General features: G+C 68.0%; 21 protein-coding genes and 1 tRNA gene. 10 read left to right on the top strand and 12 right to left on the bottom strand.

Going from position 1 to position 25,526, the window contains the following annotated elements:
• Positions 1–48: 48 nt before the first annotated feature.
• From ACFRAH_RS12135 to ACFRAH_RS12125, 3 genes are read left to right on the top strand one after another with little or no spacing between them, the layout of a single operon-like run.
• A complete protein-coding gene (locus ACFRAH_RS12135) occupies positions 49–1,485 on the top strand; it encodes a glycosyltransferase (protein WP_377991132.1) in 1,437 nt (478 codons plus the stop codon).
• Positions 1,482–3,611: a glycosyltransferase family 39 protein gene (locus ACFRAH_RS12130; RefSeq protein WP_377991131.1), complete on the top strand. Its 2,130-nt coding sequence runs from the start codon at positions 1,482–1,484 to the stop codon at positions 3,609–3,611. Before ACFRAH_RS12135 ends, ACFRAH_RS12130 begins: the two co-directional genes overlap by 4 nt.
• A 6-nt stretch (positions 3,612–3,617) precedes the next feature.
• Positions 3,618–5,768, top strand: coding sequence for an ArnT family glycosyltransferase (locus ACFRAH_RS12125; RefSeq protein WP_377991130.1), 2,151 nt, complete (start codon positions 3,618–3,620; stop codon positions 5,766–5,768).
• Positions 5,769–5,807: 39 nt separating this feature from the next.
• Here ACFRAH_RS12125 and ACFRAH_RS12120 read toward each other — a convergent pair whose 3' ends face one another.
• The 4 genes from ACFRAH_RS12120 to ACFRAH_RS12105 all read right to left on the bottom strand — a co-directional run bounded on the left by ACFRAH_RS12120 (position 5,808) and on the right by ACFRAH_RS12105 (position 8,473).
• Entirely contained in the window at positions 5,808–6,488 is a 681-nt protein-coding gene (locus ACFRAH_RS12120) for an HAD-IA family hydrolase (RefSeq protein WP_377991129.1), read from the bottom strand.
• Between the two features lie 46 nt (positions 6,489–6,534).
• Complete coding sequence (locus ACFRAH_RS12115; protein WP_377991128.1) at positions 6,535–6,912, bottom strand: VOC family protein; 378 nt, start codon at positions 6,910–6,912, stop codon at positions 6,535–6,537.
• A gap of 79 nt (positions 6,913–6,991) precedes the next feature.
• Positions 6,992–7,627 carry a uracil phosphoribosyltransferase gene (gene upp, locus ACFRAH_RS12110; protein WP_377991127.1) on the bottom strand — a complete coding sequence of 212 codons (636 nt, stop codon included), beginning with the start codon at positions 7,625–7,627 and terminating at the stop codon, positions 6,992–6,994.
• Positions 7,628–7,639: 12 nt separating this feature from the next.
• Complete coding sequence (locus ACFRAH_RS12105; RefSeq protein WP_377991126.1) at positions 7,640–8,473, bottom strand: phosphatase PAP2 family protein; 834 nt, start codon at positions 8,471–8,473, stop codon at positions 7,640–7,642.
• Between the two features lie 60 nt (positions 8,474–8,533).
• Between ACFRAH_RS12105 and ACFRAH_RS12100 the strand changes: the two genes are divergently transcribed.
• On the top strand, positions 8,534–9,052 hold the full coding sequence (locus tag ACFRAH_RS12100) for a nucleoside deaminase (protein ID WP_377991125.1): 519 nt from the start codon (positions 8,534–8,536) through the stop codon (positions 9,050–9,052).
• A 32-nt stretch (positions 9,053–9,084) separates the two neighbouring features.
• On the opposite strand, the gene ACFRAH_RS12095 is transcribed toward ACFRAH_RS12100, so the two are convergent.
• Genes ACFRAH_RS12095 through ACFRAH_RS12080 form a run of 4 tightly spaced genes read right to left on the bottom strand, consistent with a single transcriptional unit; the run spans position 9,085 to position 12,928 of the window.
• A complete protein-coding gene (locus ACFRAH_RS12095) occupies positions 9,085–10,311 on the bottom strand; it encodes a DNA glycosylase AlkZ-like family protein (RefSeq protein ID WP_377991124.1) in 1,227 nt (408 codons plus the stop codon).
• Positions 10,312–10,314: 3 nt separating this feature from the next.
• Positions 10,315–11,475 carry a glycosyltransferase family 4 protein gene (locus tag ACFRAH_RS12090; RefSeq protein ID WP_377991123.1) on the bottom strand — a complete coding sequence of 387 codons (1,161 nt, stop codon included), beginning with the start codon at positions 11,473–11,475 and terminating at the stop codon, positions 10,315–10,317.
• A gap of 7 nt (positions 11,476–11,482) precedes the next feature.
• The gene (locus ACFRAH_RS12085; protein ID WP_377991122.1) at positions 11,483–11,881 is read right to left on the bottom strand and encodes a 6-pyruvoyl tetrahydropterin synthase family protein; all 399 of its coding nucleotides are present in this window, start codon (positions 11,879–11,881) and stop codon (positions 11,483–11,485) included.
• 3 nt (positions 11,882–11,884) lie between these two features.
• Complete coding sequence (locus ACFRAH_RS12080; protein WP_377991121.1) at positions 11,885–12,928, bottom strand: zinc-binding alcohol dehydrogenase; 1,044 nt, start codon at positions 12,926–12,928, stop codon at positions 11,885–11,887.
• Between the two features lie 159 nt (positions 12,929–13,087).
• Here ACFRAH_RS12080 and ACFRAH_RS12075 point away from each other — a divergent pair.
• The 3 genes from ACFRAH_RS12075 (at position 13,088) to ACFRAH_RS12065 (ending at position 14,534) form a co-directional block, all read left to right on the top strand.
• Positions 13,088–13,177 (top strand) — tRNA-Ser (locus ACFRAH_RS12075).
• Between the two features lie 173 nt (positions 13,178–13,350).
• Positions 13,351–13,950, top strand: a complete 600-nt coding sequence (locus tag ACFRAH_RS12070) for a class I SAM-dependent methyltransferase (protein WP_377991120.1) — start codon at positions 13,351–13,353, stop codon at positions 13,948–13,950.
• A 128-nt stretch (positions 13,951–14,078) separates the two neighbouring features.
• Positions 14,079–14,534: a nucleoside deaminase gene (locus tag ACFRAH_RS12065; RefSeq protein WP_377991119.1), complete on the top strand. Its 456-nt coding sequence runs from the start codon at positions 14,079–14,081 to the stop codon at positions 14,532–14,534.
• A 352-nt stretch (positions 14,535–14,886) separates the two neighbouring features.
• On the opposite strand, the gene ACFRAH_RS12060 is transcribed toward ACFRAH_RS12065, so the two are convergent.
• Positions 14,887–15,273, bottom strand: coding sequence for a hypothetical protein (locus tag ACFRAH_RS12060; protein WP_377991118.1), 387 nt, complete (start codon positions 15,271–15,273; stop codon positions 14,887–14,889).
• A 104-nt stretch (positions 15,274–15,377) separates the two neighbouring features.
• On the opposite strand from ACFRAH_RS12060, the gene ACFRAH_RS12055 reads away from it, so the two are divergent.
• Positions 15,378–15,959: an SRPBCC family protein gene (locus ACFRAH_RS12055; protein ID WP_377991117.1), complete on the top strand. Its 582-nt coding sequence runs from the start codon at positions 15,378–15,380 to the stop codon at positions 15,957–15,959.
• Here the strand turns inward: ACFRAH_RS12055 and ACFRAH_RS12050 are convergent.
• Genes ACFRAH_RS12050 through ACFRAH_RS12040 form a run of 3 tightly spaced genes read right to left on the bottom strand, consistent with a single transcriptional unit; the run spans position 15,956 to position 22,702 of the window.
• The gene (locus tag ACFRAH_RS12050) at positions 15,956–19,093 is read right to left on the bottom strand and encodes an efflux RND transporter permease subunit (RefSeq protein WP_377991116.1); all 3,138 of its coding nucleotides are present in this window, start codon (positions 19,091–19,093) and stop codon (positions 15,956–15,958) included. The two genes, ACFRAH_RS12055 and ACFRAH_RS12050, sit on opposite strands and share 4 nt — an antisense overlap.
• Before the next feature lies 1 nt (position 19,094).
• Complete coding sequence (locus ACFRAH_RS12045) at positions 19,095–19,547, bottom strand: hypothetical protein (RefSeq protein WP_377991115.1); 453 nt, start codon at positions 19,545–19,547, stop codon at positions 19,095–19,097.
• Complete coding sequence (locus ACFRAH_RS12040) at positions 19,544–22,702, bottom strand: efflux RND transporter permease subunit (RefSeq protein WP_377991114.1); 3,159 nt, start codon at positions 22,700–22,702, stop codon at positions 19,544–19,546. The genes ACFRAH_RS12045 and ACFRAH_RS12040 overlap by 4 nt, the downstream gene beginning before the upstream one ends.
• Before the next feature lie 484 nt (positions 22,703–23,186).
• Between ACFRAH_RS12040 and ACFRAH_RS12035 the strand changes: the two genes are divergently transcribed.
• Positions 23,187–23,849, top strand: a complete 663-nt coding sequence (locus ACFRAH_RS12035) for a DUF4232 domain-containing protein (RefSeq protein WP_377991113.1) — start codon at positions 23,187–23,189, stop codon at positions 23,847–23,849.
• A gap of 160 nt (positions 23,850–24,009) precedes the next feature.
• A complete protein-coding gene (locus tag ACFRAH_RS12030; protein WP_377991112.1) occupies positions 24,010–25,500 on the top strand; it encodes an FAD-dependent oxidoreductase in 1,491 nt (496 codons plus the stop codon).
• Positions 25,501–25,526 lie beyond the last annotated feature (26 nt).

Genomic DNA, 25,526 nt, shown 5'->3' with positions numbered 1-25,526 from the left:
ACAGCTTCGCCCTAAAACCCTCATAACAGCGGCCGCCACTGTTGTTGCATGACCATCACTGACCACGCCTCCGGAACCCAGCCCCGCCCACCGCTGCACACCCAGCTGCACACGCTCCAGGCAGCCGGCGCGGCCGGCCATGCCCCGGCCTGCACCCCAGGCAGGCACCCCCGGCGGCAGCCCATCGACACCTCCGCCGCGGTTCCGGTCCTGGACGTGACCATCCCGGTCTACAACGAGGAGCGCGACCTGGAGGAGTGCCTGCGCCGGCTGCACACCTACCTGCGCGGCACGTTCCCGCACTCGTTCCGCATCACCGTTGCAGACAACGCGAGCACCGACGGAACGCTCAAGGCTGCCGAGCGCGTGGCCCGGGAACTCTGTGAGGTGGATGTGGTGCATCTCGAGGAGAAGGGCCGCGGCAACGCCCTGCGGAAAGTCTGGCTGGCCTCGCCGTCGCCGGTCCTGGCCTACATGGACGTGGACCTCTCCACCGACCTGGCCGCGCTGGGCCCGCTGCTGGCACCGCTGATCTCCGGCCACTCGGACCTGGCCATCGGCACCCGGCTGACCCGCAACTCCCGGGTGGTGCGCGGGCCGAAACGCGAATTCATCTCCCGCAGCTACAACTTTCTGCTGCAGTCCCTGATGGGCGCCCACTTCAGCGATGCGCAGTGCGGTTTCAAGGCCATCCGCGCCGACATCGCCCAGCAGATCCTCCCGCACACCGTGGACACAGCCTGGTTCTTCGACACCGAACTCCTGGTCCTCGCGGAACGGTGCGGCCTGCGCGTCCACGAGGTGCCGGTGGACTGGACCGACGACCCCAACTCCAGCGTGGACATCGTCCAGACGGCCCTCGCCGACGTCCGTGGAATGGCCCGGCTCAGCAAGGACATGGTCACCGGCCGCATCCCGGTCGCGGAACTCCGTGCCGCCCTTGCCCGCGGCCCGCTGCCGGCAGCTTCCCGCAGCCAGGAGCAGAGCCCGGGCGGAAGCCTGTTCGGCCAACTGGTCCGGTTCGGCACCATCGGCGTTGCCTCCACCCTCGCCTACCTGGTCCTCTTCTACCTCTGCCGCAACCTGATGGACCCCCAGCTGGCCAACCTGCTGGCCCTGCTCACCACCGCCGTGGCCAACACCGCCGCGAACAGGCGCTTCACGTTCGGCATCGCAGGCAACAGCGATGCTGCCCGCCACCACTTTGAGGGGCTGCTGGTTTTCGGGATCGGGCTCGCCCTCACCTCCGGCGCGCTGGCCCTGGTCCACAGCGGCGCACTGCCGGGAGGCACGACGCCGGACCGCTGGCTTGAGCTGGCCACGGTCACTGCAGCGAACCTCGCCGCCACCACAGTGAAATTCCTGCTGTTCCGGCTCTGGGTCTTCCGACGGCGGCCGGTCCCCACCAACGCTCCCTCAGATCCTGCCGCCTCCGAGCCATCGCTTCCGCACTCATCCCTCCCGACAGAAATGACACAGTCATGAGCACCACCGTCACTCCCCCAAACCAGACGGCACTCGAGCGGACATCAACCCACACCGCAGAGGCCGCGCCCGAAGCGCCCCGCCAGGCCGCCCCGGAACAAACCCGCCGGACCGGCAGGGCATCCCGGCTCCTGCTGGGAAACCAGGCCCGCTGGATCCGCCCCTCGGCTGCAGCGCTGCTGGCGTTCACCGCCGTGCTGTACCTGTGGAACCTCGAAGCCACGGGATACGCCAACTCGTTCTACGCCGCAGCCATCCAGGCGGGCACGAAGGACTGGACGGCGCTGCTGTTCGGCTCCCTCGACGCCGGAAACGCGATCACGGTGGACAAGCCGCCGGCGGCCCTGTGGATTCCTGCCCTCGTGGGCAGGATCTTCGGCTTCTCCCCGCTGAGCATGCTGGTGCCGGAGGCACTCATGGGCGTGGCCGCCGTCGGGCTTCTTTACCTCACCGTCAAGCGCATCTCCGGCCCCGGGGCCGGCCTGCTCGCCGGCGGCGCGCTGGCGCTGACCCCGGTGGCCGCGCTGATGTTCCGGTTCAATAACCCCGACGCACTGCTCACCCTGTGCCTGGTGCTGGCCGCCTACCTCACCACCCGTGCCATCGAAAAGGCCGGCTGGAAATGGCTGGCGGCCGCCGGTGCAGTGATCGGCCTGGCTTTCCTGACCAAGATGCTCCAGGGCTTCCTGATCGTTCCCGGCCTGGCCCTGGCCTACCTCTGGGCCGCCCCCACCAGCCTCGGCCGGCGTTTCCTGCACCTGCTCGCCGCGGCAGGCGGGATCGTGCTGGTGGCCGGCAGCTACATCGCACTGTTCCAGCTCACACCCGCTTCGGCCAGGCCCTACATGGCCGGCTCCGAAACCAACAGCTTCCTTGAGCTGACCTTTGGCTACAACGGCCTGGGCCGCATCACCGGCTCCGAAGGCGGCATGGGCGGCGGCATGCCCGGCGGTGGCGGCGGCATGGGCGGGAATGTCGGCTTCGGCGGTGCCGCGGGGATCACCCGCATGTTCGGGACCAGCTTCGGCGGCGAAGTGTCCTGGCTGCTGCCGTCCGCCCTGATCCTGCTGGGCGCCGGGCTGTGGTTCACCCGCCGCGAGGCACGAACCTCCCGCACGCGCGCTGCCCTGGTCCTCTGGGGCGGCTGGCTGCTGGTCACCGCCGGCATCCTGAGCTTCATGAGCGGCACCGTCCACCCGTACTACGCTGTAGCGCTGGCCCCGGCGATCGCCGCACTGGTGGGCATCGGGTCCGTCGAACTCTGGCGCGGCCGGGCCCACCTCCCCGCCCGGATTACGCTGGCAGCCACCGTCCTGGCCGCCTCGGCCTGGTCCGCGGTGCTGCTGGGGCGCGACGCCACGTGGCTGCCCTGGATCAGGGTGGCCGTACTGATCCTCGGCGTACTGGCCGCCGCCGCACTATTGCTCCGGCTCGACTCGCTCCAGGCCATTCCGGCCAGGCTCCGCAGGACGGCGACGGCGGCTGTCGTGGCGGTCTCGCTGCTGGCCGGCGGGCTGGGCAGCGCCGCGTGGACCTTCGTAACTGCAGCCCAGCCCCACTCCGGATCGATCCCGACGTCGGGCCCCACCGCATCCGCGATGGGCGGGCCGGGCGGCCTGGGAGGACGCGCCGGCTTTGCCGGACGGGACAGCTCCGCGTCGGGGCTCGCTGACGGTTCCGGTTTGGCACCGAACGGCGCAACCGACGGCGGCACTGCTTTCGGCGGCAACGCTACCGACGGTGCTGTTCCCAACGCTGCTGCGCCAAGCGGCGCAACGGGTCCCGACGGCGCCGGCACCGCGAACTCCGAACTCACCGCGCTGCTGAAGGCCAGCACGGCAAAGTGGTCCGGAATTGTTTCCGGCGCCAGCCAGGCAGCCAGCCTGGAACTCGCCACCGGCACCAGCGTGATTGCCCTGGGCGGCTGGAACGGCGGGGACCCCTACCCCACGCTCGCGCAGTTCCAGGAGATGGTGGCCAACGGCGAGATCGGATACTTCATCTCCGGCGGCGGAATGGGCGGAATGGGCGGCCGCGGCGGAAACTCCGAGGTAGCCACCTGGGTTGCCGCCAACTTCGAAGCCCAGACCATCGGCAACTCCACCGTCTACAAGCTGACCAAGTAGGCAGTCATGACCAACACCATGCCGCACTCCGCGCCTCCGGCGGGGACCCCCAACGAAGGTCCTGTGCAACAATCGCCCACCGGGAAGCCAGTGGAACCAGGGAAGAACGGGGCCTCGCGGCAGTCACGCGCCCCGCTGAAGCAGCGGCTGAAGCAGCGGCTGAAGCGGCGGCTGACGCGGCGGGGCCGGCCAGCCCGGACGGAGCTGCGCTCACGGCTGGAACTCGCCGGGCTCCTGCTCGGCACGTCCGTCCTCTACCTGTGGAACCTGGGCGCCTCGGGCTGGGCCAACGCCTTCTACTCGGCGGCGGCCCAGGCCGGGTCCCGGGACTGGACGGCATGGTTCTTCGGCTCGTCCGACTCCGCCAACGCCATCACGGTGGACAAACCGCCGGCCGCACTCTGGGTCACGGGACTGTCGGTGCGGCTCTTCGGACTGAATTCGTGGAGCATCCTGGTGCCGCAGGCCCTGATGGGCGTGGCCACGGCGTGGCTGGTCTACCTGGCCGTGCGCCGGGCCGCCAGGCCCGCCACCGGTAACGTCAGGCTTGCCCACCTGGGTGGCCTGCTGGCGGGCGCCGGGATGGCCCTTACCCCGGTGGCCACCCTGATGTTCCGCTTCAACAACCCGGACGCCCTGCTGGTGCTGCTCATGACGGCGGCCGCCTACGCGGTGCTGCGCTCGATCCAGGACGCGCGGTTCCGCTGGCTCCTGCTGGCCGGCGTGTTCCTGGGCTTCGGTTTCCTGACCAAGCAGCTGCAGGTCCTGCTGGTGGTGCCGGGGCTCGCGGCCGGATACCTGCTCGCCGCTCCGGCCCGCCTCGGGAAGCGCCTGCTGCATCTCGCGGGCGCCGGGGCCGCCCTGGCGGTGTCCGCCGGGTGGTGGCTGGCCGCCGTCGAGCTCATCCCCGCAGAAAGCCGCCCCTACATTGGCGGCTCGCAGACAAACTCCATCCTCGAACTCACGCTGGGGTACAACGGCCTGGGCCGGCTCAACGGCGACGAAACCGGCAGCGTGGGCGGCGGGAACGGCTGGGGAACGCCCGGGCTGCTGCGGCTCTTCAACACCGAGTTCGGCGGGCAGATCGCCTGGCTGCTGCCGGCCGTGCTGATCCTCGCCGGAGCGCTGCTGTGGCTCGGCCGGCGGGCACCGCGGACCGACGCCGTCCGGGCGTCCGTTGTCATCTGGGGCCTCTGGGTGGTGGTCACCGGGCTGACGTTCAGCTTCATGGCCGGCATCATCCATCCGTATTACATGGTGGCCCTGGCACCGGGAATCGCCGGCCTGGCCGGACTGGGCGGCGTCCTCCTCTGGCAGCGCCGGTCGCTGCCGGCCGCGGCGGTGCCGCTCGCCGCGGCAGTGGCCGCCGCCGGCGCCATGGCCTTCCAGCTGCTGGGCCGCTCCCCCGCCTACGTCCCGTGGCTCCGCTGGGCGGTGCTGATCGCCGCGCTGCTGGCCGTGGCACTGCTGCTGCTTCCGTTCACACCCGCCGGCGGGCTTGGCCGGGCGCTGCGGCGCACGACGGCGGCTGCCGCAGTCGCGGCGGCGCTCGCCGCACCGCTGGCCTACTCCCTCACCACCGCGGCAACCGCACACTCCGGCGCGATTGTCAGCGCCGGGCCGGCCGCAACGGGAGGGCGCGGCAACTTCGGGGGGCTGGGCAGCTTTGGCCGGCAGGGCAGCCTCGCCGGGCCGGGCGCCACCGCCAATCCCGGTCCTGCGAATACCGGCACGGCCAACGCCGGCGCTGCCAGTTCCGGCACCCGGGCACCCGGCGGATTCGGTGGCCGAGGCGGCGGCATGGGCGGCCTGCTGGGTACCAGCACGCCGTCGGCCGGTCTGGTGGCCGCCCTCCAAGCCGGCGCGGCAAACTACACGTGGGCCGCCGCCACCGTGGGTTCCAACAACGCGGCCGGCTACCAGCTGGCCGCCGAACTGCCGGTTATGGCTGTCGGCGGCTTCAACGGGACCGATCCTGCCCCCACGCTGGCGGAGTTCCAGCAACTCGTGGCCGACGGCAAGATCCACTACTTCATCGGCGGAAGCATGATGCAGGGTGAAACGGGGTCCGACGCCGCGGCGCGGATCTCGGACTGGGTGGCGGCCAACTTCCAGGCCGAGACGATCGGCGGCGCCACGGTCTACGACCTGTCCTGACGGGCCTGGCCTCCGCCGGAGTCCAAGTCCAGGCTCCGGCTACAGCCGCAGGGAGATCACCCGGCGCCCGTCGTCGCCGGCTTCCACCGAGGCCGTGACGGCGGTGTAGTCCGGGATGTGCAGCACGCCGTCGGGAAGGACGCCGGTGTTCGGGCCCACCGCAACGGTCCGGATGCCGGCGGCGACTCCCGCGGCGATACCGGCGGGAGCGTCCTCGAACACCACCGCCTCCGACGGCACGACGCCCAGCAGGGACGCCCCGCGCAGGTAGCCCTCGGGGTGCGGCTTGCCGCGGGACACGTCCTCGGAGGTGACCACCGCGGCCGGCATGTCCACTCCTGCCGCGGCCATGCGGACGACAGCGAGGTCAGGCGACGCCGAGGTCACCAGGGCCACGGCGTCGGCCGGCAGCGACTCGAGCAGCTGCAGCGCCCCCGGCACGGCGACGATGCCGTCGGTTTCGGTCAGTTCCATGTGGCCCAGCTCGGCAACCAGGGCATTGATGTCGGCGCCCTCGGGAGCGAAGCGGCGCACAGTGTCCAGGGCCCGCACCCCGTGGGAGGTGCGGAGGATTTCCGCGAGGTCAAGGCCGTAGCGGCCGGCGAATTCCGCCCACACGCGCTCCACGATGGCCGTGGAATCCACGAGGGTGCCGTCCATGTCGAACAGGACGGCACGTGCTGTCAGCGTGATGGTGGCGGACTCGGTGGGAAGGCTCATGCCTTCCATCCTGCCTCATCCGGACCGCCGGCGCGCCCTTCGTGACTTAGCCGTTCGGCCGGTTGGGGATGTACTGCACCGCCCACTTGTTGCCATCGGGATCGGCAAAGTAGACGAAGTGGCCCCAGTCCTGGACGTCCACGTCGCTGACATCCACGCCGTTCGCCTTGAGCTGGCTGTGGGCGGCGTTGATGTCGCTCACCACCAGCTGAAGGCTGGGCGCCGTGCCCGGAGGAGCATCGTTCAGGCCCTCCCCGATGGCGATCGAGCAGCCGGAACCGGGCGGGGTCAGCTGGACGAAGCGGATGCCGTCCATGGGCCGCTCGTCATAGTCGGCGTTGAAACCGACCTTGTTGACGTAGAAGTCCTTGGCGCGGTCCACATCGGACACGGGGACGAAGACGAGTTCAAGTTTCCAGTCCATGCTGCACAGGCTAGCCGGGGCGCCCCGGGCTCCGGAAGGGGTGGGCTTGGGAAGACCCGTGTTAAATCAGCGGCAGGCCCTACCCGGCGATGCCGTAAAGCCGGTCGCCGGCGTCGCCCAGGCCCGGCACGATGTAGGCCTTCTCGTTCAGCTTCTCGTCGATGGAGGCGAGGACGATGGTGACGTTGGCGTCCTTGAGTTCCTCCTCCAGCTTGGCCAGGCCCTCCGGGGCGGCCAGCAGGCAGATGCACGTGACGTCGGCGGCTCCGCGCTTGAACAGGAACTTGATGGCCTCACGGAGCGTGCCGCCGGTGGCGAGCATGGGGTCGAGGACAAAGATCTGGCGGCCCGAAAGATCGTCCGGCAGCCTCTCAGCGTAGGTGATGATGTCCAGGGTTTCCTCGTCGCGGGCCATGCCCAGGAAACCCACTTCGGCCGTGGGGACCAGCTTGGTCATGCCCTCGAGCATGCCCAGCCCGGCACGCAGGATGGGCACCACCAGCGGGGTGGGCTTGGTGAACGCGGTGCCAACGGTGGTGGCAACCGGGGTTTCGATGGTGACCGGCTGGGTGCGGACATCGCGTGTGGCCTCGTACGCAAGGAGCGTGACCAGTTCCTCGGTGAGCTGGCGGAAGACCGGCGAGGGGGTGTTCTTATCCCGCAGGACAGTGAGCTTGTGGGCGACCAGCGGATGGTCCACGACGAGTGTGCGCATGGGTCAAAACTATCACCCGGGCCTTGCCTCCCCGCCCCGGTTTCCGGGTCCTCCCCCGGCATCCGGAGCTCCCTGCAGATGCTCCGCCTGGTCGGCCTTGCTGCCCTTGATGTGGGCCGGGCGCTCAAACGTGGGCGGCGGTCCGGCATGCTCCCGGCGGCGGAAGTGATGGAACAGCCGGTGGGCCAGGATCACCACACCCACCCAGGCCGCCCCGATCAGCCACGCGGCCATCACGTCCGTCAGCCAGTGATGGCCGAGGAACACGCGGCTCAATCCCATGGCGATGATGAACACCGCCCCTGCGGCAACCACCCACGTCCGTGCCGAAGTTTTCCGGAGCTCCAGGCACACCAGGTACACCACGATGCCGATCACCACGGTGGTGTTCAGCGTGTGCCCGCTGGGGAACGACGGCGAGAATTCGAAGGGTGGAACGGCGTCGATGTGGTCAGGACGGGTGCGGCCCAGCAGCGTCTTGCCCACACTGGTGGCCGTGACGGAGACCGCCGCCGCACCGCCCACCAGGATGAGCGGCCGCCAGCTCCGGCTGGCGTAGATGAGCCAGGCCACGAGGATGCTCGCCAGGATGGGCATGCCTATGCCGCCGCCGACGTTCGTGAACGCCGTCACGGCGGTGTCGAGCCCGGGGTTCCGGTACTCCTTGGCCAGCTGGAGGGCGGGTTTGTCCAGTCCCGAGACACCGTTCTGGTCCACGACGGCGTCGTACACCTGGGCGCTCAGCAGCGTCAGGGTAACCACCAGGATGCCGCCGACGATGAGGGTGATCCACAGGGCCGCGTAGGGCCCAAGCCACCTGCCGTACCGGTCAGTCAGGGACTTCATCGTTACTCCCGGCGCTTGCGTTGTCCGATGCTAAGTATCCTTAGAAACTATCATTGACCCATGGCCCCGGACGATCCGCAACACCTCGAATGGATGGGCCTTGCCCTCGAAGAAGCCCGGCGGGCCCTGGCAACCGAGGACGTGCCCATTGGCGCCGTCGTGATCGGTCCGGACGGGACCGTCCTGGGCGCCGGACGCAACGAGCGGGAGGCACTCGGGGATCCCACCGCGCACGCCGAGGTGGTGGCCATCCGCGAGGCCGCCGTGCGGCTGCGGGAACGCGCCGCCCTCGACGGCGGCAGCGGCGACGGCTGGCGGCTGGAGGACTGCACGCTGGTGGTGACCCTGGAACCGTGCGCCATGTGCGCCGGAGCGATCGTCCTGGCCCGGATCCACCGCGTGGTGTTCGGAGCCTGGGATGAGAAGGCGGGGGCTGCGGGCTCCGTGTTCGACATTCTTCGCGAGCGCCGCCTGAACCACTGGGTGGAGGTCTACGCCGGCGTGCAGGAGGAGGAATGCGGCGGGTTGCTGCGGGAGTTCTTCGCGGCGCACCGGACCGGCAGTCCAACTCCCGGCTAGCCGCGCCAGCCAGCTATGCGGCCCCCAGCCAGCTACCGGCCCGCGGCGTCCAGTGCGTCGATCCGCACCTGGCGGGAGGCCGGCGAGTCCAGGCTGAAGGAGCGGAAGTCGCCCAGGTCCTCCCGGATCCACGCTTCGACCTCGGCGATGCGCTGTTCGACGGCGGGTGTCCGGCCGGCGAAGAGCCAGGCCGCGATCCTTTCCCGGCCCGGGTCGTACTGCCACAGCCCGATGATCCTGCCCCGGTCAAAGACGGGATGGTCCGGCAGGTCAGCCTGCAGAGCCAGGGTGGCGTCCAGCAGCTGCCTGTCCCGGTCCTCCTCGGCGAACAGGTCCGCCGCGTTGCGCCGGTGCAGCACGAGCGAATCGGTGCCGGCCAGGAGCTGGATCTGTTCCCTTTCCGGCGGACTGAAGTCCGCAAGGCGTTCGACGTCGGCGGGCAGCATCCAGAGCACGTCGCCTGTGGCCGTGGGGACCTCCACGGCCCCGACGGCGGCGAGCGCCGCCTTGCTGTCGGTGAGGGTGAACCCGGTGAACCACTGGGATTGCTTGACCGTGGCGCCTCCCGTCCAGCCGAGGTAGCGGCGCATCAGTTCCTCGCGGGCGCCTTCGGGACCGAGCCGGCTGGGGGGCAGGCCCCAGGGCGTGTAGGCGTAGCGCTGCTGGTCAAGCCGCCCGTTGACCGGAACGCGGCGGATCCGGCCGTCCGCCTGCAGCAGGCCCAGCGCCGTGGGCAGCGTGGTGGCAGCGCCCTTTTTCTTGCCTTCCTCGCCCAGGTTCCGCACCGACTCCCCCAGCTCCTCCTTGAGCTGCCTGGGGTCCAGCGGACCGTCTGCCTCGGCGAGCACGTGCAGGATCTGTTCCTCCAGCAACGTGATCTCGCCGCGGTCCACGCCGAGCCTGGCCAGCACCCGGAAGGCCTCTTCAGCGCTCTTGCCCAGGCTCAGCGCCCAGTCGAAGTCCTCCCGGCCCAGCACGTAGGTGCAGCCGCGGGCGGTGGGCAGTTCGTGGATCCTGAGCTCGCGGACGTCCGCGTCCGCCTGCGTGCGGCGGATTCCGGCGCGGGCGAAGAGGGTCAGGTACGGGTTGGCGCCGCCCACTGACCTCGCCCAGCCCGCCGCGGCCAGCACCTCCTCCGACGTGCAGCCTTCGAGTCCTCCGTCCAGCCCTTGCCGGTGCCAGGCCCAGGCGCGGAGCAGCTCCGGGGTGAGGGTTGCAGCGGTTTCCAGGGTGCCCGAGGGCTGGACGTGGGTAGCCATGCCTCATTCTCCATCAGCAGGCGGTTGCGAGGAATGGCCGCCCCGGGGTGCATGCGGCGCCACGTAGCCGAGCACCTGCCGTGCGGTGGCGTCCCAGCCTGGCAGGAGGTCCCTGCCGGCGAGGGCGCGCCGGCGCCATTCGGTACGTAAATCGCGATCCGTGAGCCAGCTGCGCAGCAGTGCGGCCAGCGGCCCGGGGTTCTCCTCTGCGGAGCCGGCAGCTTCACTTCCTGCGTCACCGCCAAGTTCGACGGCGGCACCCGGCAGGGGGGGCTCCGTCCCGTCACGGGGCCCTGGTGCCGGTTCCGTACCCAGGCCCAGTGCCTCCACCGCCCCGGTGCCGGCCCGGACGATCACGGGCACCCCGCGGGCTACGGATTCGGTGACCGCCATGCCGAAGGCTTCCACCTTGGAGACCAGCAGGCTCAGGTCGGCGGCATGCCACTGCTGCTCCAGCGCGCCGCCGGTCAGCTCGCCCGGGAGCTGCACCCGGCGTTCCAGCCCGTGCCGGGCAACGGCAGCCTTTACCTGGCGGGCATAGTCGGGGTCCGCCGTGGCCGAGCCCACGAGGGCTGCCGTCCAGTCCAGGTCCTGCAGCCGGGCCAAGGCACCGAGGAGTGTCAGCTGGTCCTTGTTGGGCAGCAGTGCCGCCACGGCCAGCAGGTGCGGCGGCTCGGATCCGTGTGCAAGCCGGGCACGTTCGGTTCCGGGCAGCGCGGCGCGGACGCCGGCCAGGCCGTGCCGCCGGGTGATCTCGGCGGCGGCTGAACCGCTGGTGCAGATCACACCGGCGGCCGCGCGCAGCGAACGGGCTTCGAGGTCCGGGTGCTGGTCAAGGGGCATGTGCATCAGGACCCAGGGCGCGTGGCCGCTGGCGGCCGCGGCCTCCATCGCGTCTGGGGCGCCGGAGGCGACCAGGCCGTCAACGATCGTGATGGTTCCGGCCGGCGCGCCCGCCGGGGTTCCTGCACCGAGCAAGCCGGCCAGCCGCCGTCGTTCTTCCTTGCTGGCCACCGGCCAGTCGCCGTCTACCGGCTGGATGGCTACCGCGGCTCCCAGTTGTTCCAGGCCCTGTGCCAGCGCGGCGTTGTAAACGTTGCCGCCGGAGTTGTGGCGGATGTTCGCGGGAACCAGGAGCCGGATGGCCGGCGGCGTGGGCAGCATTAGAGCCTCAAAGTGAGCCGAACTCGAGGGAGTAGCTCGCCCAGGCATCGGGGTTTTCCCGCAGGGTGACGTCCACACCGGCGAGTTCCCGGCCGTCCGCGTCCTCCCGCAGGCGCTCGGTGACGGCCTCCGCAATGTACTGCGCCAGCGCCTCCGTGGTGCTCAGTTTCCCGGCGAAATCCGGGTGCTCGTCCAGGTTGCGGTAGTTGAGGCCGGCCAGCACCTCCTCGATCATCCCGCCGGCGGCGCCGATGTCCAGCACGATGGCGTCGTCGTTAAGGGCACGACGGCGGAACGTCACCTCCGCCACGAAGGTTGCCCCGTGCAGGCCCTGGGCGGGCCCGAATGCCTCCCGGGGAAGGCTGTGGGCGATCATGAAGTGGCGGCGCACGGTCAGGCTGAACAATGGTTACCTCGCGGTTTCGGTCGTTGGGGTCTGGTGGCTTTGAGCGGGTGAAGCGCCGGCGGCGGGATACACAATGACGTGGCAGAGCGCTTCGAGCCGCCCGTCGGCCAGGTCCTGGACCACGCGGGGCAGCTCGGCGAACGCGGAGGCGCCTGTGAGGAACGCCTCGAACACCGGATCCTCCAGCAGGGACACGGCGAGCTCCAGCCGGTCGGCGGCGGTCCGTCGGTGCCGGCGCGCCCGTGCCACGGCGCCCACCTGGCTGGCGCGGATGGAGAGCCTGCGGGCGTGGAAGTCCTCGCCGAGCGGGATGGTGATTTTCCGGTCGGCGTACCAGGACATTTCGATGATCTCGCCCTCGTCCCCCACCAGCTTCAGGCAGCGTTCCAGCCCGCCTTCGGACGCGGAGCAGTGGAACACGATGTCGCAGTCCGGCAGGGCGTTGTCCGGATGCGCGAAGTCCACGCCCAGCGCGTCGGCGAGGTCCTTGCGGGCGGGGTCGACGTCCACGAGCTGCAGCCGTCCGAGGGGGAACGTGCGCAGCAGCGTGGCCACCATGCCGCCCACGAGCCCGGCGCCAATGACGGCGACGCGGTCGCCCAGCCTTGGGCCCGCCTCCCAGAGGGCGTTCACGGCCGTTTCCACAGTGCCGGTGAGGACCGCGCGGCGGGGAGGAACGCCGTCGGGAACGCGGGTGAGCGATGACACCGGAACCACATAGCGGTCCTGGTGCGGATGCAGGCAGAAGACGGTTTGCCCCACCCAGCCCGCCGGGCCCTGCTCCACCATCCCCACAGACAGGTAGCCGAACTTCACCGGCGAAGGGAAGGAGCCCTCCTGGTGCGGGGCGCGCATCTGCTCGGCGACGCACGGCGGGACGGCGGCCTGGTGGACCACGATTTCGGTGCCCTTGCTGATGCCCGAATACAGCGAGCGCACCAGCGCCTCCTCCGGGCCGGGGACGGGCAGCGCCTCGGTGCGCAGTTCACCCCGGCCGGGTGCCACGGTCCAATATGCGGTTGCTTCGTTCTGCTGCTGGGTAGTCATCTTGCTTATGAATCTAGTGCCCGGCCCCGATTTCCGGGAAGATGCGTCCCGGCGCGCCCGCTCGGGAGGTGTTCCGCGCGGCTGGACTGCGGCTCCGCTGCCGGCGAAAAGCATGCCGTTTTGGGGATGCGGGCCTTGCTCCGGTACCCTATTCAGGTTGGTGACGTGTCCGAGCGGCCGAAGGTGCAACACTCGAAATGTTGTTTGGTGTAAAAGCCAACGTGGGTTCAAATCCCACCGTCACCGCCACGTAGAAAAGGACCCCGGTTCCCCTTGTTAGGGGAACCGGGGTCCTTTTCTTTGCCTGCAAGGGGACCGGGCGGCAATACAGCAGTGGTTCTCGCGCGCTGCCTGACCGGCGCGGCTACAAAGATCAGGACGCCTGACGCCGCTCCCCTCATGCTGGCAGTAGGCTCGCGATCGTGACTGATGACCACATCCGGGCTGCCTATGGGGCACGAGCTGCCGAGTACACGAGCCTTCTTGGCTCCGTTGAGGACATGCATGAACTGGACCGGCAACGCATCAAAGGGTGGGCAGAACGTATCGATGGCCAGGTGGTCGACGCCGGTTGCGGTCCCGGCCACTGGACAGACTTTCTGCACCGGCAGGGTGTGAAAATACAGGGCGTCGACCTTGTTCCGGAATTCATTGACAGCGCGCGGGCACGCTTTCCTGGCGTGTCATACCGGGTCGCGTCGCTGCGGGATCTTGGCGTGCCGGACGGCTCCGTGCAGGGGGTGCTCGCGTGGTACTCCTTGATCCACGTTCATCCAGGCGATCTTCCTGCGGTGCTCTCGGGGATTGCCCGCCGTCTGACCCACGGAGGGCACCTGCTCATCGGATTCTTCGAGGGCGCTGCCGCCCAACCTTTTGAGCATGCGGTCACGACGGCGTACTACTGGCCTGTCGGGCAGATGCGACTGATGCTCGGCGAGTCGGGGTTCCACGTGTGCGACGTCGAAACGCGCCAGGATCCGGGAAAACGGCCGCACGCAGCGATGGCCGCCACCGTTCGCTGAGGCCTGCCCTCCAAGCGCCTCCCGACCCAGGCCGGTTCCGAATCGCTAGAGCCCGCAGCGGACCTGGCCCACCGTAATGGCCTGCGCGATTCGCGGGCATTTGAGACGCACCGACTTTAGACTGCACCATGATCGAAACTGAGCGAACCGCCACAGACCCTGTTTTCGAAGCTGCCTACGAGGCGGCACAAAAGAGCCTCAGGGAGGGCGGCATCCCGATCGGCGCAGCCCTGGCCCGCGGCGGAAAAGTGATCGCCAGCGGCCACAACCAGCGTGTCCAGCATGGGGATCCGATCGCCCACGGCGAGATGTCTGCGGTTCGGGCCGCCGGACGCCAGAAGAGTTACAGGGACACAACCCTCTACACCACCCTGGCGCCCTGTGCGATGTGTACCGGGACCATCATCCAGTTCAAGATTCCGCGCGTGGTGGTGGGCGAGGACGCGACGTTCCCGGGTGAATTCGACCTTCTGCGCTCGCGCGGCGTCGAAGTGGTGGTGTTGAACGATGCCCGCTGCATCGAGATGATGCGCACCTTCCAGGGCGATCACCCTACGCTGTGGGCGGAGGACATCGCCGAGTAAATGAGGGTTCAACCCTTGATCTGCTGCAGCAAGATGGCCGATGTTTGGGCAGTCAGCCGACTTCCATGGCTGTCAGGGAGATGTTCCTGCGGGGCGGCGGCCCGCTCATTCCCCGATTCGCAGAGCGGGCCGCCTACCGCAGCCGTAGATCATGGAGACCCGTTACGGCCGCGGTAGCGTCGATGGTACTGCCGGGGGCTTGGGAAAAAGTGGCGTCGATTTGAAACCTAAGCAAGCTGTCCATTAGTTTTGATAGGTCGCTCCGTGTTCCCCCATATGCGGAGCGGTTGCCTAGAAGAACCCCGCTGCACACGTGCAGCGGGGTTCTTCGCTTGGCGGGTGTTCCCGGCGGCTACTCGGAGCCAGACTGCTGTTCCGAAGACTTTGCTTCCGGACCGGACTTCTGATCGCGGTCGAGAAGGTTCTTCCTGATCTCGTCCAGCTTCTCCTTGATGACCCGCTCCGCGTCCGAGATGGTCTTCCCTGCGGTGCTCAGCGGGTCCAGCTGCACATACACCTCATGCCCCACGGGCAGGTCATACTCATCCTTCAGGTGCGTTCCGCCGCCGACCCCGTCCAGGGCCAGGTACACCTGGGCGTCGGTGCGGGCGATTCCGGCGATCCTGCCGAACACCACGGTGAAATCGTTCGGTTGAAAGCTCACCGTCTGGCCGACGTGGCTGCGGTCAAGGTCCCCCGCCGTCACGGCCTTCTCGTACTGGCTTCCGCTGTAGTTCATCGCTACTCCTCAATTTGGGGGTGGTGACTTACGCCAGCAGTCTATGGCGGACGGGCGGCACGCGCTTGAATGGTTGCAGATCGTTTCGCGGGCAGGAGCCACACATGAACGCCAGGGGCAGCAAGAGCACCGACTACGCCTTCGTCACGGTCTGGCGGGTGGCCGGGAGCGCGGACGACGTCGCGGAACTCCTGGGCGACCCGGAAGGACTCGCCCGGTGGTGGCCCTCCGTCTACCTCCGGGTGAAACAAATCCATCCTGGCCAGGAAAACGGCGTCGGACGGATGGCCAGGCTCCATACCAAGGGCTGGCTCCCCTACACCCTCCTCTGGACCCTGACCGTAACGGAGCCGATCACCAGCAGGGGCTTCGCGATCCGCGCGACGGGTGACCTGGACGGGACCGGACGCTGGACATTCGAGCAGGACGGCCCTGAGGTCGTGATCACCTACGACTGGCGGGTCAGTGCCACCAAGCCGCTGCTGCGGCGGCTCAGCTGGCTGCTGAAACCCGGGTTCTCGGCCAACCACCGCTGGGCCATGGCCCGCGGGCAGGCGAGCCTGGCGCTGGAACTGCGACGCCGGCGGGCAGGAACCGGCCCGCAGACCGTCCCCGCACCACCGCCGCCCACGTTCCCGCGGGTGGCGGGGCGTGGGCGGCGGACGGACCAGCAGGTGCGTGGCTAGGCGTTGGCAAGTACCGGCTCCGGCGGTGCCTGGTTCCGGCTGGCCCTCGGCTTGGCGAACCTCAGGTACAGCGACGGGACCACGAACAGGTTCAGCAGCGTGGACGTCACCAGCCCGCCGAGGATCACCAGGGCCATGGGATGTTCAATCTCGTGGCCGGGGATGTTCCCCAGGACCACCAGCGGCACCAGGGCAAGCCCGGTGGCCAGGGTGGTCATGAGGATCGGCGAGAGGCGTTCGGCGGCGCCCCGCAGGACCAGCTCCGGGCCGAACTTTTCACCCTCATATTTCTCCAGGTGCTGGCAGTGGTTGATGAGCAGGATGCCGTTCCTGGCCGCGATGCCCATGACCGTCAGGAAGCCCACAATGGATCCCAGCGACAGGACACCTCCGCCCAGGAAGGCGGCAAACACGCCGCCCACCAGGGCAATCGGCAAGGTGAGGATCACCAGGGTCGCCAGCCGCCAGCTTCCGAAGGCAATCTGCAGGAGCAGGTAAATCACGGCCAGTGCCCCGACGGCGAGCGTCAGCAGGGTCTTCGTCGCCGCTTGGCGCTCCTGGAACTCGCCCAGGATCTGGGTGCGGAAGCCCTGCGGCAGCTCCACCTTCTTGAGCCCTTCCTCCATGGCCGCAACCACCGAGCCCAGCGAACCTTCCTTCACGTTGGCCTCAATATCGATCCTCCTGGAGTGCGCATCCCGCTGAATCACGTTCGGGGTCGGCTTCACCTGGACGCTTGCCACATCGGACAGCAGGATTTTTTTGCCGCTCGGGGTATCGATGGGCAGGTTCCTGATGCTGGTGATATCGGAACGCACCTCCGGCGGGCTCCAGACCTGGACGTCATATGCCTTGCCGCCCCGGTACACGTCACCGACCTCCTCCCCCGCGACCAGCCATGCCGCTGCACGCCGGACGTCGCCCGGCTTCAGCCCGTAGCTCTGGGCCTTGGCCAGGTCAACCTCGATATTGAGCTGCGGAATATCCTTCTGCAGGGCCGTGTGGGGGGCTACGGTTCCTTCGGTCTGCTCAAAGATCGTTTGGATTTCCGCGGCCTTTGAACGCAGGAGCGCCAGGTCGTCCCCATAAAGCCGGACGACGACGGCATCGCTGGCGCCGGTGAGCACCTCACGGATCCGCTCCTTCAGGTAGGTCTGGACATCCCGCACGATGCCGGGATAGCCGTCCACCACCTCGTGGATGGACTTCAGCGTCTTGTCATAGTCCACCGCGGGGTCGATGCTGATCCAGTTCTCGCCGAAGTACACACCCACGACTTCATCCGCGTTGAAGGCCTGCCCGATGTGCGAGCCGCAGTTCCGGACACCCGGGATCGTCAGGAGTTCCTCGCAGGCCTTCTGGCTGACGCGGTACTCCTCCGTCACCGAGGTGCCCGGCTGGGTCAGCCAGTGCATCAGGAAGTCGCGCTCCTTAAAGTCAGGCAGCAGCGACTGCCCGAGCAGCGGTGCCGTGATGGCACCAATGGCTGCCATGGTGCCGAAGGTCGCGTAGCCCGCCACCGGCCGCCTCACCATCTTGCTCAGGACCGCGCGGTAGCCGCGTTTCAGCACCCTCACCAGAGGCGGTTCCTGCTCCTTCAGCGGAACTTTCCGCATGAAGATCAGTGCCAGCGCGGGGGTGACGGTCAGCGCCACGAGCATCGACGCCAGCACCGCAAGGGTGTAGGAGATCGCCAGCGGCCTGAAGAAGGCCCCGGTCAGTCCCTGCAGGAAGAAGATCGGCACGGCCGCGGCGATGATAATCAGCGTGGCGTAGATGATCGGCCCGCGGACCTCCAGCGAGGCCTCCAGGACCACCGACGCCGTTGACCTTGCCCCACCGTCCGCGCGGTGCTGCCGGAGTCTTCGGATGATGTTCTCGATGTCGATGATCGCATCATCCACCACCACCCCGACGGCAATCACCAGCCCCGCCAGCACCATGGTGTTGACCGAGGCTCCCGTGAGGTAGAGGACGGACGCGGCCGTCACCAGCGACAGCGGGATGGCGATCAGGCTGATCAGCGCCGTGCGCCACTGGAAGAGGAACGCTCCCAGCACCAGCACCACGAGGATGCAGCCCAGCATCAGCGCGCGGCTGAGGTTGTTCAGCGATTCCTCGATGAAGGTTGCCGGCCTGAATATCTCCGTATCAATGCTGATTCCGCTCAGCCCCGGCTTCATCTGCTCCAGCGCTGCCTCGACACCCTTCGTGACTTCCAGGGTATTGCCCCAGGGAAGTTTCTCGACGATGAGCATCAGGCCCTCGCCCTGGTTGATCACGGCGTCGCCAATGAGCGGCTGGTGGTCCTCCACCACATTGGCCACGTCACCGAGGCGGAGCGGCTTCCCGTTCTTTTCCTCGATGGTGATCTCCGCGAGGTCCTTTGGAGTGGTGATCGGGAGCACGTGCTGGATGCTGAGCCGCTGGTTAGGCGTCTCGATGTGGCCGCCGGTGCCGATGACTGAACCCGGCGAGTACTGCAGCAGGCCGGCGTCAAGGGCGTTGGCGGTGACTTCCATGACCTGGTTCAGGCTGACATCGTTGGCCTTCAGCTTCTCCGGAATCGCCTGCACCTGCAGCATCTGCAGGCGCTCGCCCCAGATCGCCACGTTGGCCACGCCCGGGACCCGCAGCAGGTGGGCGCGGATCTTCCAGTACGTGATCATGGACATTTCCATGAGCGACCGCTGGTCCGACGTCAGCCCGATCTTCATGACCCGGCTGGTGGAGGACAGCGGCTGCAGCATCACCGGCGGCGCCGCCCAGGTGGGCAGCGACGGCGTGACGGTGGCGATCCGCTCCGAGACCAGCTGGCGGGCCTTGAGCAGGTCAGCCCCCGGGGCGAAAAGGAGCACGATCGAGGACAGCTGCTCCACGGACTTGGAGCGGATCTCGTCCAGCCCCTCGACGCCGTTGAGGGCGTCTTCGAGCGGAACGGTCACCAGCTGCTCCACCTCGGCGGCGGTCAGGCCGATGGCGATGGTCTGGATCTCCACCTTCGGCGGCGCGAATTCGGGAAAGACATCCACCGAGGCCGTGCTGAGCTGGACGCCGCCGAACGCCATCATTGCCACGGCGATGGCAACCACCAAGGCGCGGAATTTCAGGCTGAACCCGACAATCCGGCGCATGTCAGTGACCCTTTGTGCCGAATTCGGCGCCAAACAGCTCCGCGGCACCAACGGTGACAACATCGGTTCCTGCCGGCGGACCGGACCGGAGCTGCACCTTGTTGTCGGCAATCTTGTCCACCGTCACCGCGGCCCGGATGTAGGTGCGCGGTTCCGGATTGGTGTAAACCCAGGTCTTGCCGTTGGCATCGTAGACCAGGGCACCGTAGGGCACCTGCAGCGGGCTGCCTTCACCCTTGGCCACCTTGACCGTGGTGATCCCCAGCCTTTCCACTGCCTTGTCCGTGAGCGTCAGCCGGTTCAGGTCCGGACCGGCCTTCTCCATGGTTGACGCCGCCTGCCCGGCGGGCGCCGCCGCCGTTTTCACTGTTGCGCAGCCGGAGAGTCCGATTGACGCTGCGCAGGCCAGCACGAGAACAGAACGCCAGCCCCCAAAACCACTCTTGCTTTTCATGACAATTCCGACCTCTCTGCCAGAACCGGTCCGTTGTGAATCACCAATGAACTCCCCCAGTCCGTGTTGGAGCGCGGACCAATGCGGAGGAAGAGGATCGGCAGAATAAAGAGGGTCAGCAGGGCGGAAGTAATGAGCCCGCCCCACACAACCAGCGCCAGCGGAAGGATCATGCCCCCGCCGACCGGGCCGCCGAGCAGCACCAGCGGCACCAGCGCCAGTCCGGTGATCACGGTGGTCAGAACAGTAGGCAGAAGCCGCTCCCCGGCCGCCTGCCGCATGAGATGCGCCGGCGAATCCAACGGGGTGCGGGCCTGCAGGGACTGGTACGTTCCCATCAGCATGACCACGTCCCGGATTGCCAGGGCGAGCACCGCCGCCAGGGCCACCAGCACATAGACGGAGCCGAACCCGCCGGCCAGGTCTGCGGCGACGATGCCGCCGGACAGTGCCACGGGAAGCAGCACGAAGACCAGCCCCGCGAGCCGCCAGTTGCCAAGGACCGTCAGCAGCAGGACCAGGATGCCGGCTGCCGCAGCGAGGGCGAGCCACCAGATAAACGCGCCGGCGGCCTCCTTTTCGGCATACTGCGGCGGGATCTCGGCGTGGTATTCCACCGGGAACTGCATTCCCTTGATGGCGGCCTGGACGTCCCGGGTGACGTCACCGAGGTTGCGGCCCTGGATGTTGGCCACGACGTCGATGCGCCGGGAGGTGTCGTCGTGATGGATCACGGTCTGGTTTGGGCGAAGCGTGACCTTGGCCACGTCACCCAGCCGGACCTGCCCGCCTTCAGGCTTGTCCACCATCATGTCGGTGACGGCCGTCAGGCTGTTGCGGGTGGCTTCTGTGCCCTTGACGATGACCTGGAAGACCTTCTGCTGCTCGAACAGGTACCCGACCTCGATGCCCTGCAGGACGGTGGCAGCCGCCCGCCTGACGTCGCCGGGCTTGATGCCCTGCTTCTGCGCCGCGGCCAGGTCGACCTCGATTTCCGCAACAGGCTGGTCTACTGTGGCATCCACCTGCGGCTCAGCCACGCCCTGCGTTCGCGCCAGGATCTCGCGGATTTCGTTTGCCTTCTGGCGGAGGATGTCCAGGTCCACGCCGTAAACGCGCACTCGGAACTGGCGGTTGTCGATCGCCGTAGCAGCAGCAACCTGCTGCTCCGGGTAGGTGGTCACCTTGGCCGTCAGGCCCGGGTACCCCTGAACGATCTCCTGCACCTCAGAGCGCACCCTGCTGATGTTGACGCCGTCCTCCATGGTCACCCAGAGCTCGCCGGCGTTGACGTCAGAGGCGGTATCGGAGGTAATGGCACGTCCCACGTGGCCGCCCACCGAAGAGACTCCGCGAACTCCACTGAGCTCTTCGCTGGCGTTGGTCATCACCCTGTTCATCACGTCGGCCCCGGTGCTTGCCGCGGCCTCCCATTCCACAAGCAGGGTCCGGTCGGGAACAGCGGCCACAACAGGAAGTTCCTTCGTGGCGGCCGGGACGATTGCAAGTGCTGCAATGGCCATCGCCGCCGCCGCGAGGGCGAACACCGTGGCCACGGTTCCGGTGAAGGCCCGCGCCGCGCGCTCGTAGCCGAGCCGCGCCCTGCGGACCACCGAAAGGCTGCGCCGGGGACACCGCTGGCCCCGCAGCAGCAGGCTCGCCAGGGCGGGCGTGACTATCAGGGCGATGAGCATCGCCACAGCGGTGGCGAGCAGGTAGGACAGCACCAGGGGCTTCAGGAACGCCCCTTCGACGCCGGGAACAAACAGCGACGGCGCCAGGGCGAGCAGCGCAGCGAGTCCGGCGAACAGGACGGGAACGCGGGACCGCTGCAGCCCGTGGGCCAGCAGGGCTTCACGCGATACCCGGTCGTCGGCCGATTCCCGCCGGAAGCTGTGCAGGTCCGTGATGACATCGCCGATGACGACGAGGAGGGCAAGGACCAGGCCGGCGAACGCCATAACGTTCAGGACCGCTCCCTGGAACTGCAGAACCAGCGCCGCAGCCATGGCCGCCACGGAAATGGAAACCAGGGCCAGCAGGGCGTACCGCCAGGAGCGGAACGCAAGGCCGATCAACGCGGTGACCACCAGGAGGCTGACCAGCAGGGCAAGGCCCAGGCTGCCAACAGCGGACTCAACAAATGAGGCCGGCCGGAACACTGTGGAGTCCACGGTGATGCCGGACAGGCCGGGACGCAGCCCGTCAAGGACCGATTCCACACCCTGGGTCACTTCCGCCACGCTCGTGTCCGGGAACTTCTCGATGACCAGCAGCAGGCCGGGCGTCTTGCCGGTGACGGCATCGCCGATAAGCGGCTGGTGGTCCTCGCTGAGGGTGGTGACGTCGGACAGCGTCAGGGACTTGTCGGATGCACCTTCAACGCTGACTTTGCCGAGGTCTTCCGGGGTCCGGATCGGAAGCACGTGCTGGATGCCGATGCGCTGGTTGGCGGATTCGAGGAAGCCACCCGTGCCCGGGGTTGACGCTTCCAGGAAGCTCAACGGGGACACCCACACCGCATTGCCGGCGGTCTCGACCACCTGGTTAAGGGTGGTGTTCTTGGCACGGAGCTGCTTCGGGTCCACCTGCACCTGCAGCTGCTGTTCGCGCTGGCCGTAGATGGAGACGTTTGCCACCCCAGGGACACCCATCAGCGCCGGCTTGACGTCCCAGCGGGCCAGGACGGACATGTCGATCGGCGACACGTCCTGGGATGTCATCTGCACCATCATGACGCGGCTCGTTGAGGAGAGCGGCTGCATCAGGACCGGCGGAGACGACACGTTGGGCAGCGCGAAAGCCTGTGTGAGGCGTTCTGCCACGAGCTGCCGGGCGCGGAGAATATCGGTGCCCGGCTCAAAAACCATCTCAATCGAGGAGAGGCCCGGGACTGACTTGGAACGTATTTCGTCCAGCCAGGCAACCCCGTTCAGCAGGTCGGCCTCCATGGGTGAGGTAATAAGCTGTTCGACCTCCACGGCGGACAGGCCCAGCGCCTCGGTTTGGATCTCCACATGTGGTGGAGAGAATTCTGGAAGATTATCCACTGGCATTGACGGCAGGGTGGTTAATCCGTACCCCAGAATGCCGGCAGCAGCGGCTAAAACAATCAATCGAAACTTAAGACTCCAGCGGACAAGCCAACCGGTCATAACCTCAGCCCCCATCGTTATTGGCTTCGGCGGCGTTGCCGGAAACCAATGACTGATGCGCCTCTTCAGGTACGTCCGCAGCGGCGTTGCCGCGGACGAGTGCCGAGCTGTCTCCCCTCAACCCTGCGCATCCCCCTTGCCGGAGGACACTTCCGGCCACGGGAGTGATGATGGATCGCGGCCGGACTATGAGCGTTAGTTCCTTGACGGATTTCCTTGCCGGCTTTTCGATTCCTACAAGGTTGTGGACAAGTGAGACCAAGATCATTTTGGCACACCGAAAACTGCAGATCAACGCAACTTTTAGCCCGGAATTGGCTAATTCTGCGCTATCAAACTGGTTTATCGTTGCATCAACGTCGGTCAGAACCGTTTCAGGCCGAACGGGAGGCTCCCCACCCTCGATGTCACAATCAGGGCATCAAATCGGGGTCTCCGCCGCGCCTTCGTTGACTCGGGCAGGAAGGCCCGCAATGTTAGTGCCATGAGGCCTCAGCGAATCACCAACGGACTACTGTGCACGACGGCGGCTGCCGCATTTGCGCTGCTGCTCACCGCCTGCGGGCCAAGCCAGCCCGCCACCCAGGGGACAACCGAGCCGGCAACGAGCTCAACCACCCCGGGCACGCAGGCGGCCCCCGAAACGTCCGCACCGCCGTCGTCCTCTGCTTCGCCTCAATCGGAGCCGGCATCGACCTCAGCGGGACCGAAGTCCACCGCCGCCGGGACCCTGCTGTGCAAAGCCTCAGGGCTGAAAGCCACCACTGACGCGACGGGCGGCGGCGCCGCCGGCAGCGTCTACATGGAACTGATCCTCACCAACAGCGGAAAGGCACCCTGCCACCTGAAGGGGTTCGCGGGCGTGTCCCTTGTCACCGGACCCAGCGGGCAGCCGATCGGCGCCCCGGCCACGCGCGACACCTCCGTGGCCGTCCAGGACGTCCTGCTGGCGCCCGGGAAGTCGGGCACCGCGGTGCTCCGCTACACGCAGGCGGGCAACTACCCGGACTGCAGCAAAACCGCTGCCGCCGGATTCCGGATCTATCCGCCGGAGGACACGGCGTCACTGTTCGTGGCCCGGCCGTCGGATGCCTGCAGCAACGCCTCCATCGAGCTCCTGAGCATCGGCGCCTTCCAGGCCCGCTGAGCCACAACTTGCTTCAGGCAACCTGCCCTGCCCCAACCCTGTTCCGGCCCTAACTCCGTAAGTACACTTACGATTACGTCGGGGTTCCCGCTGCCAGCGCGGGGGCCTGCCGCGGGAACGACCCGAGGCAAAGACGCAGGCCAAAGGCAGGTTGAGGCACGTGACGTCACTCTGGTTGGACCGCACCGACACTTTTACCGGCGATCCGTTCACCCCAGGAGAGTCGTGCGACACCGTGGTGGTGGGCGCCGGCCTGACCGGCCTGGTCACGGCGCTGCTGCTCGCCCGCTCCGGACAGAACGTGCTTGTCCTGGAGGCGCGCGGCCTCGGCGCAGTGGCCACGGGCAATACAACGGCCAAGGTCACCCTGCTGCAGGGCACCGTGCTCTCATCCCTCCGGCAGCAATATCCCCAGAAGGTGGTGGACGCTTATGTGTCCGGCAACCGCGAAGGGCAGGCCTGGCTGCTGCGGTACCTGGAGCAGCGCGGCGTGCCGTTCCAACTGCGTGACGCCTACACCTATGCCGCCACGCAGCAGGGCACGGAGGCGGTCCGCGCGGAGCTCACCGCTGCCCTCGCCGCCGACCTGGAGGTGGACTACGTCCGGGATGCGGGGCTGCCGTTCCCCGTCCGCGGAGCCGTGCGCCTTCGCGGGCAGGCCCAGATCAACCCCATGGATGTGCTCACCGCGCTGGCAGAGGACGTCCGCAGCCACGGCGGCCGGATAGTTACCGGGGTCAGGGTCCGGAACGTCACCGGGGCGGGACCCTCCACAGTCCATGCTGACCAGGGATCGGTCCGCGCCGACTCCGTGGTCCTGGCCACGGGCAGCCCCATCCTGAACCGCGGCCTCTACTTCGCCAAGCTCAAGCCGAACCGCTCCTACGCCGCGGCCCTGGAGCTCGCCGGAAATGCGGCGCCGCCCGAGGGGATGTACATCTCCGTGGAGCAGCCCGTGCGGTCCATCCGGGACTACCCGGCTGACGGCCGGAATCTCCTCCTGGTGGGCGGCAACGGGCACCCGGTGGGCAGGGCGCGCTCGGAACAGGCACATTTGGAGAATGTGCTGTCGTGGGCACAGCAACACTTCCCCGGCGCCACCGTCACCCACACCTGGTCCGCACAGGACTACCAGGCCACCAACCTCATGCCGTTCTTCGGCAGGCTCCCCCGCGGCCGCGGCCGCATCCTCTTCGCCACCGGCTACAACAAGTGGGGAATGACCAACGCGGTGGCTGCGTCCCTGGGCATCGCGGCGGACATCCTCGGGGGCCAGCTGCCGTGGGCCAACACCATCCACCGCAGGGTGACGTCACCTCCGGGTGCGGCCTCGGCCATAACCCTCAACGCCGGAGTGGCCGCCACGCTGGCCAAGGACTGGGGCAGGGTCCGGCAGCTTCCCCCGTCGGACGGCGGTGCGCCGGCAGAGGGCACGGGCACGGTGGCGATGCGCGGACGGAAGCCCGTCGCCACCTCCACCGTTGACGGAACGACGTGCAGCCGGTCCGCCGTCTGCACGCACCTGGGCGGGATCCTGCACTGGAACGACAACGAAAAATCCTGGGACTGCCCGCTGCACGGCTCCCGGTTCAGCAGCACCGGCCAGGTGCTGGAGGGACCGGCCACCCGGGACCTTCCCGCGGCCGAGTGAGGCGTCCATCCCTGATGCTCCTCTGG

This window comes from Arthrobacter sp. NPDC056727, from assembly GCF_042790555.1.
GTDB lineage: Bacteria > Actinomycetota > Actinomycetes > Actinomycetales > Micrococcaceae > Arthrobacter.
The sequence above is the reverse complement of the archived record's forward strand: the minus strand, read 5'-3'. Positions and strand labels throughout refer to the sequence as shown.

Excerpts from the sequence above, each read along its gene's own strand:
- ACFRAH_RS12095 (WP_377991124.1), bottom strand. The coding sequence starts at position 10,311 with ATGGCTACCCACGTCCAGCCCTCGGGCACCCTGGAAACCGCTGCAACC.
- ACFRAH_RS12115 (WP_377991128.1), bottom strand. The coding sequence starts at position 6,912 with ATGGACTGGAAACTTGAACTCGTCTTCGTCCCCGTGTCCGATGTGGAC.
- ACFRAH_RS12035 (WP_377991113.1), top strand. The coding sequence starts at position 23,187 with ATGAGGCCTCAGCGAATCACCAACGGACTACTGTGCACGACGGCGGCT.
- ACFRAH_RS12135 (WP_377991132.1), top strand. The coding sequence starts at position 49 with ATGACCATCACTGACCACGCCTCCGGAACCCAGCCCCGCCCACCGCTG.
- ACFRAH_RS12120 (WP_377991129.1), bottom strand. The coding sequence starts at position 6,488 with ATGAGCCTTCCCACCGAGTCCGCCACCATCACGCTGACAGCACGTGCC.
- ACFRAH_RS12040 (WP_377991114.1), bottom strand. The coding sequence starts at position 22,702 with ATGACCGGTTGGCTTGTCCGCTGGAGTCTTAAGTTTCGATTGATTGTT.
- ACFRAH_RS12105 (WP_377991126.1), bottom strand. The coding sequence starts at position 8,473 with ATGAAGTCCCTGACTGACCGGTACGGCAGGTGGCTTGGGCCCTACGCG.
- ACFRAH_RS12125 (WP_377991130.1), top strand. The coding sequence starts at position 3,618 with ATGACCAACACCATGCCGCACTCCGCGCCTCCGGCGGGGACCCCCAAC.
- ACFRAH_RS12090 (WP_377991123.1), bottom strand. The coding sequence starts at position 11,475 with ATGCTGCCCACGCCGCCGGCCATCCGGCTCCTGGTTCCCGCGAACATC.
- ACFRAH_RS12065 (WP_377991119.1), top strand. The coding sequence starts at position 14,079 with ATGATCGAAACTGAGCGAACCGCCACAGACCCTGTTTTCGAAGCTGCC.
- ACFRAH_RS12050 (WP_377991116.1), bottom strand. The coding sequence starts at position 19,093 with ATGCGCCGGATTGTCGGGTTCAGCCTGAAATTCCGCGCCTTGGTGGTT.
- ACFRAH_RS12080 (WP_377991121.1), bottom strand. The coding sequence starts at position 12,928 with ATGACTACCCAGCAGCAGAACGAAGCAACCGCATATTGGACCGTGGCA.
- ACFRAH_RS12055 (WP_377991117.1), top strand. The coding sequence starts at position 15,378 with ATGAACGCCAGGGGCAGCAAGAGCACCGACTACGCCTTCGTCACGGTC.
- ACFRAH_RS12060 (WP_377991118.1), bottom strand. The coding sequence starts at position 15,273 with ATGAACTACAGCGGAAGCCAGTACGAGAAGGCCGTGACGGCGGGGGAC.
- ACFRAH_RS12045 (WP_377991115.1), bottom strand. The coding sequence starts at position 19,547 with ATGAAAAGCAAGAGTGGTTTTGGGGGCTGGCGTTCTGTTCTCGTGCTG.
- upp (WP_377991127.1), bottom strand. The coding sequence starts at position 7,627 with ATGCGCACACTCGTCGTGGACCATCCGCTGGTCGCCCACAAGCTCACT.
- ACFRAH_RS12130 (WP_377991131.1), top strand. The coding sequence starts at position 1,482 with ATGAGCACCACCGTCACTCCCCCAAACCAGACGGCACTCGAGCGGACA.
- ACFRAH_RS12100 (WP_377991125.1), top strand. The coding sequence starts at position 8,534 with ATGGCCCCGGACGATCCGCAACACCTCGAATGGATGGGCCTTGCCCTC.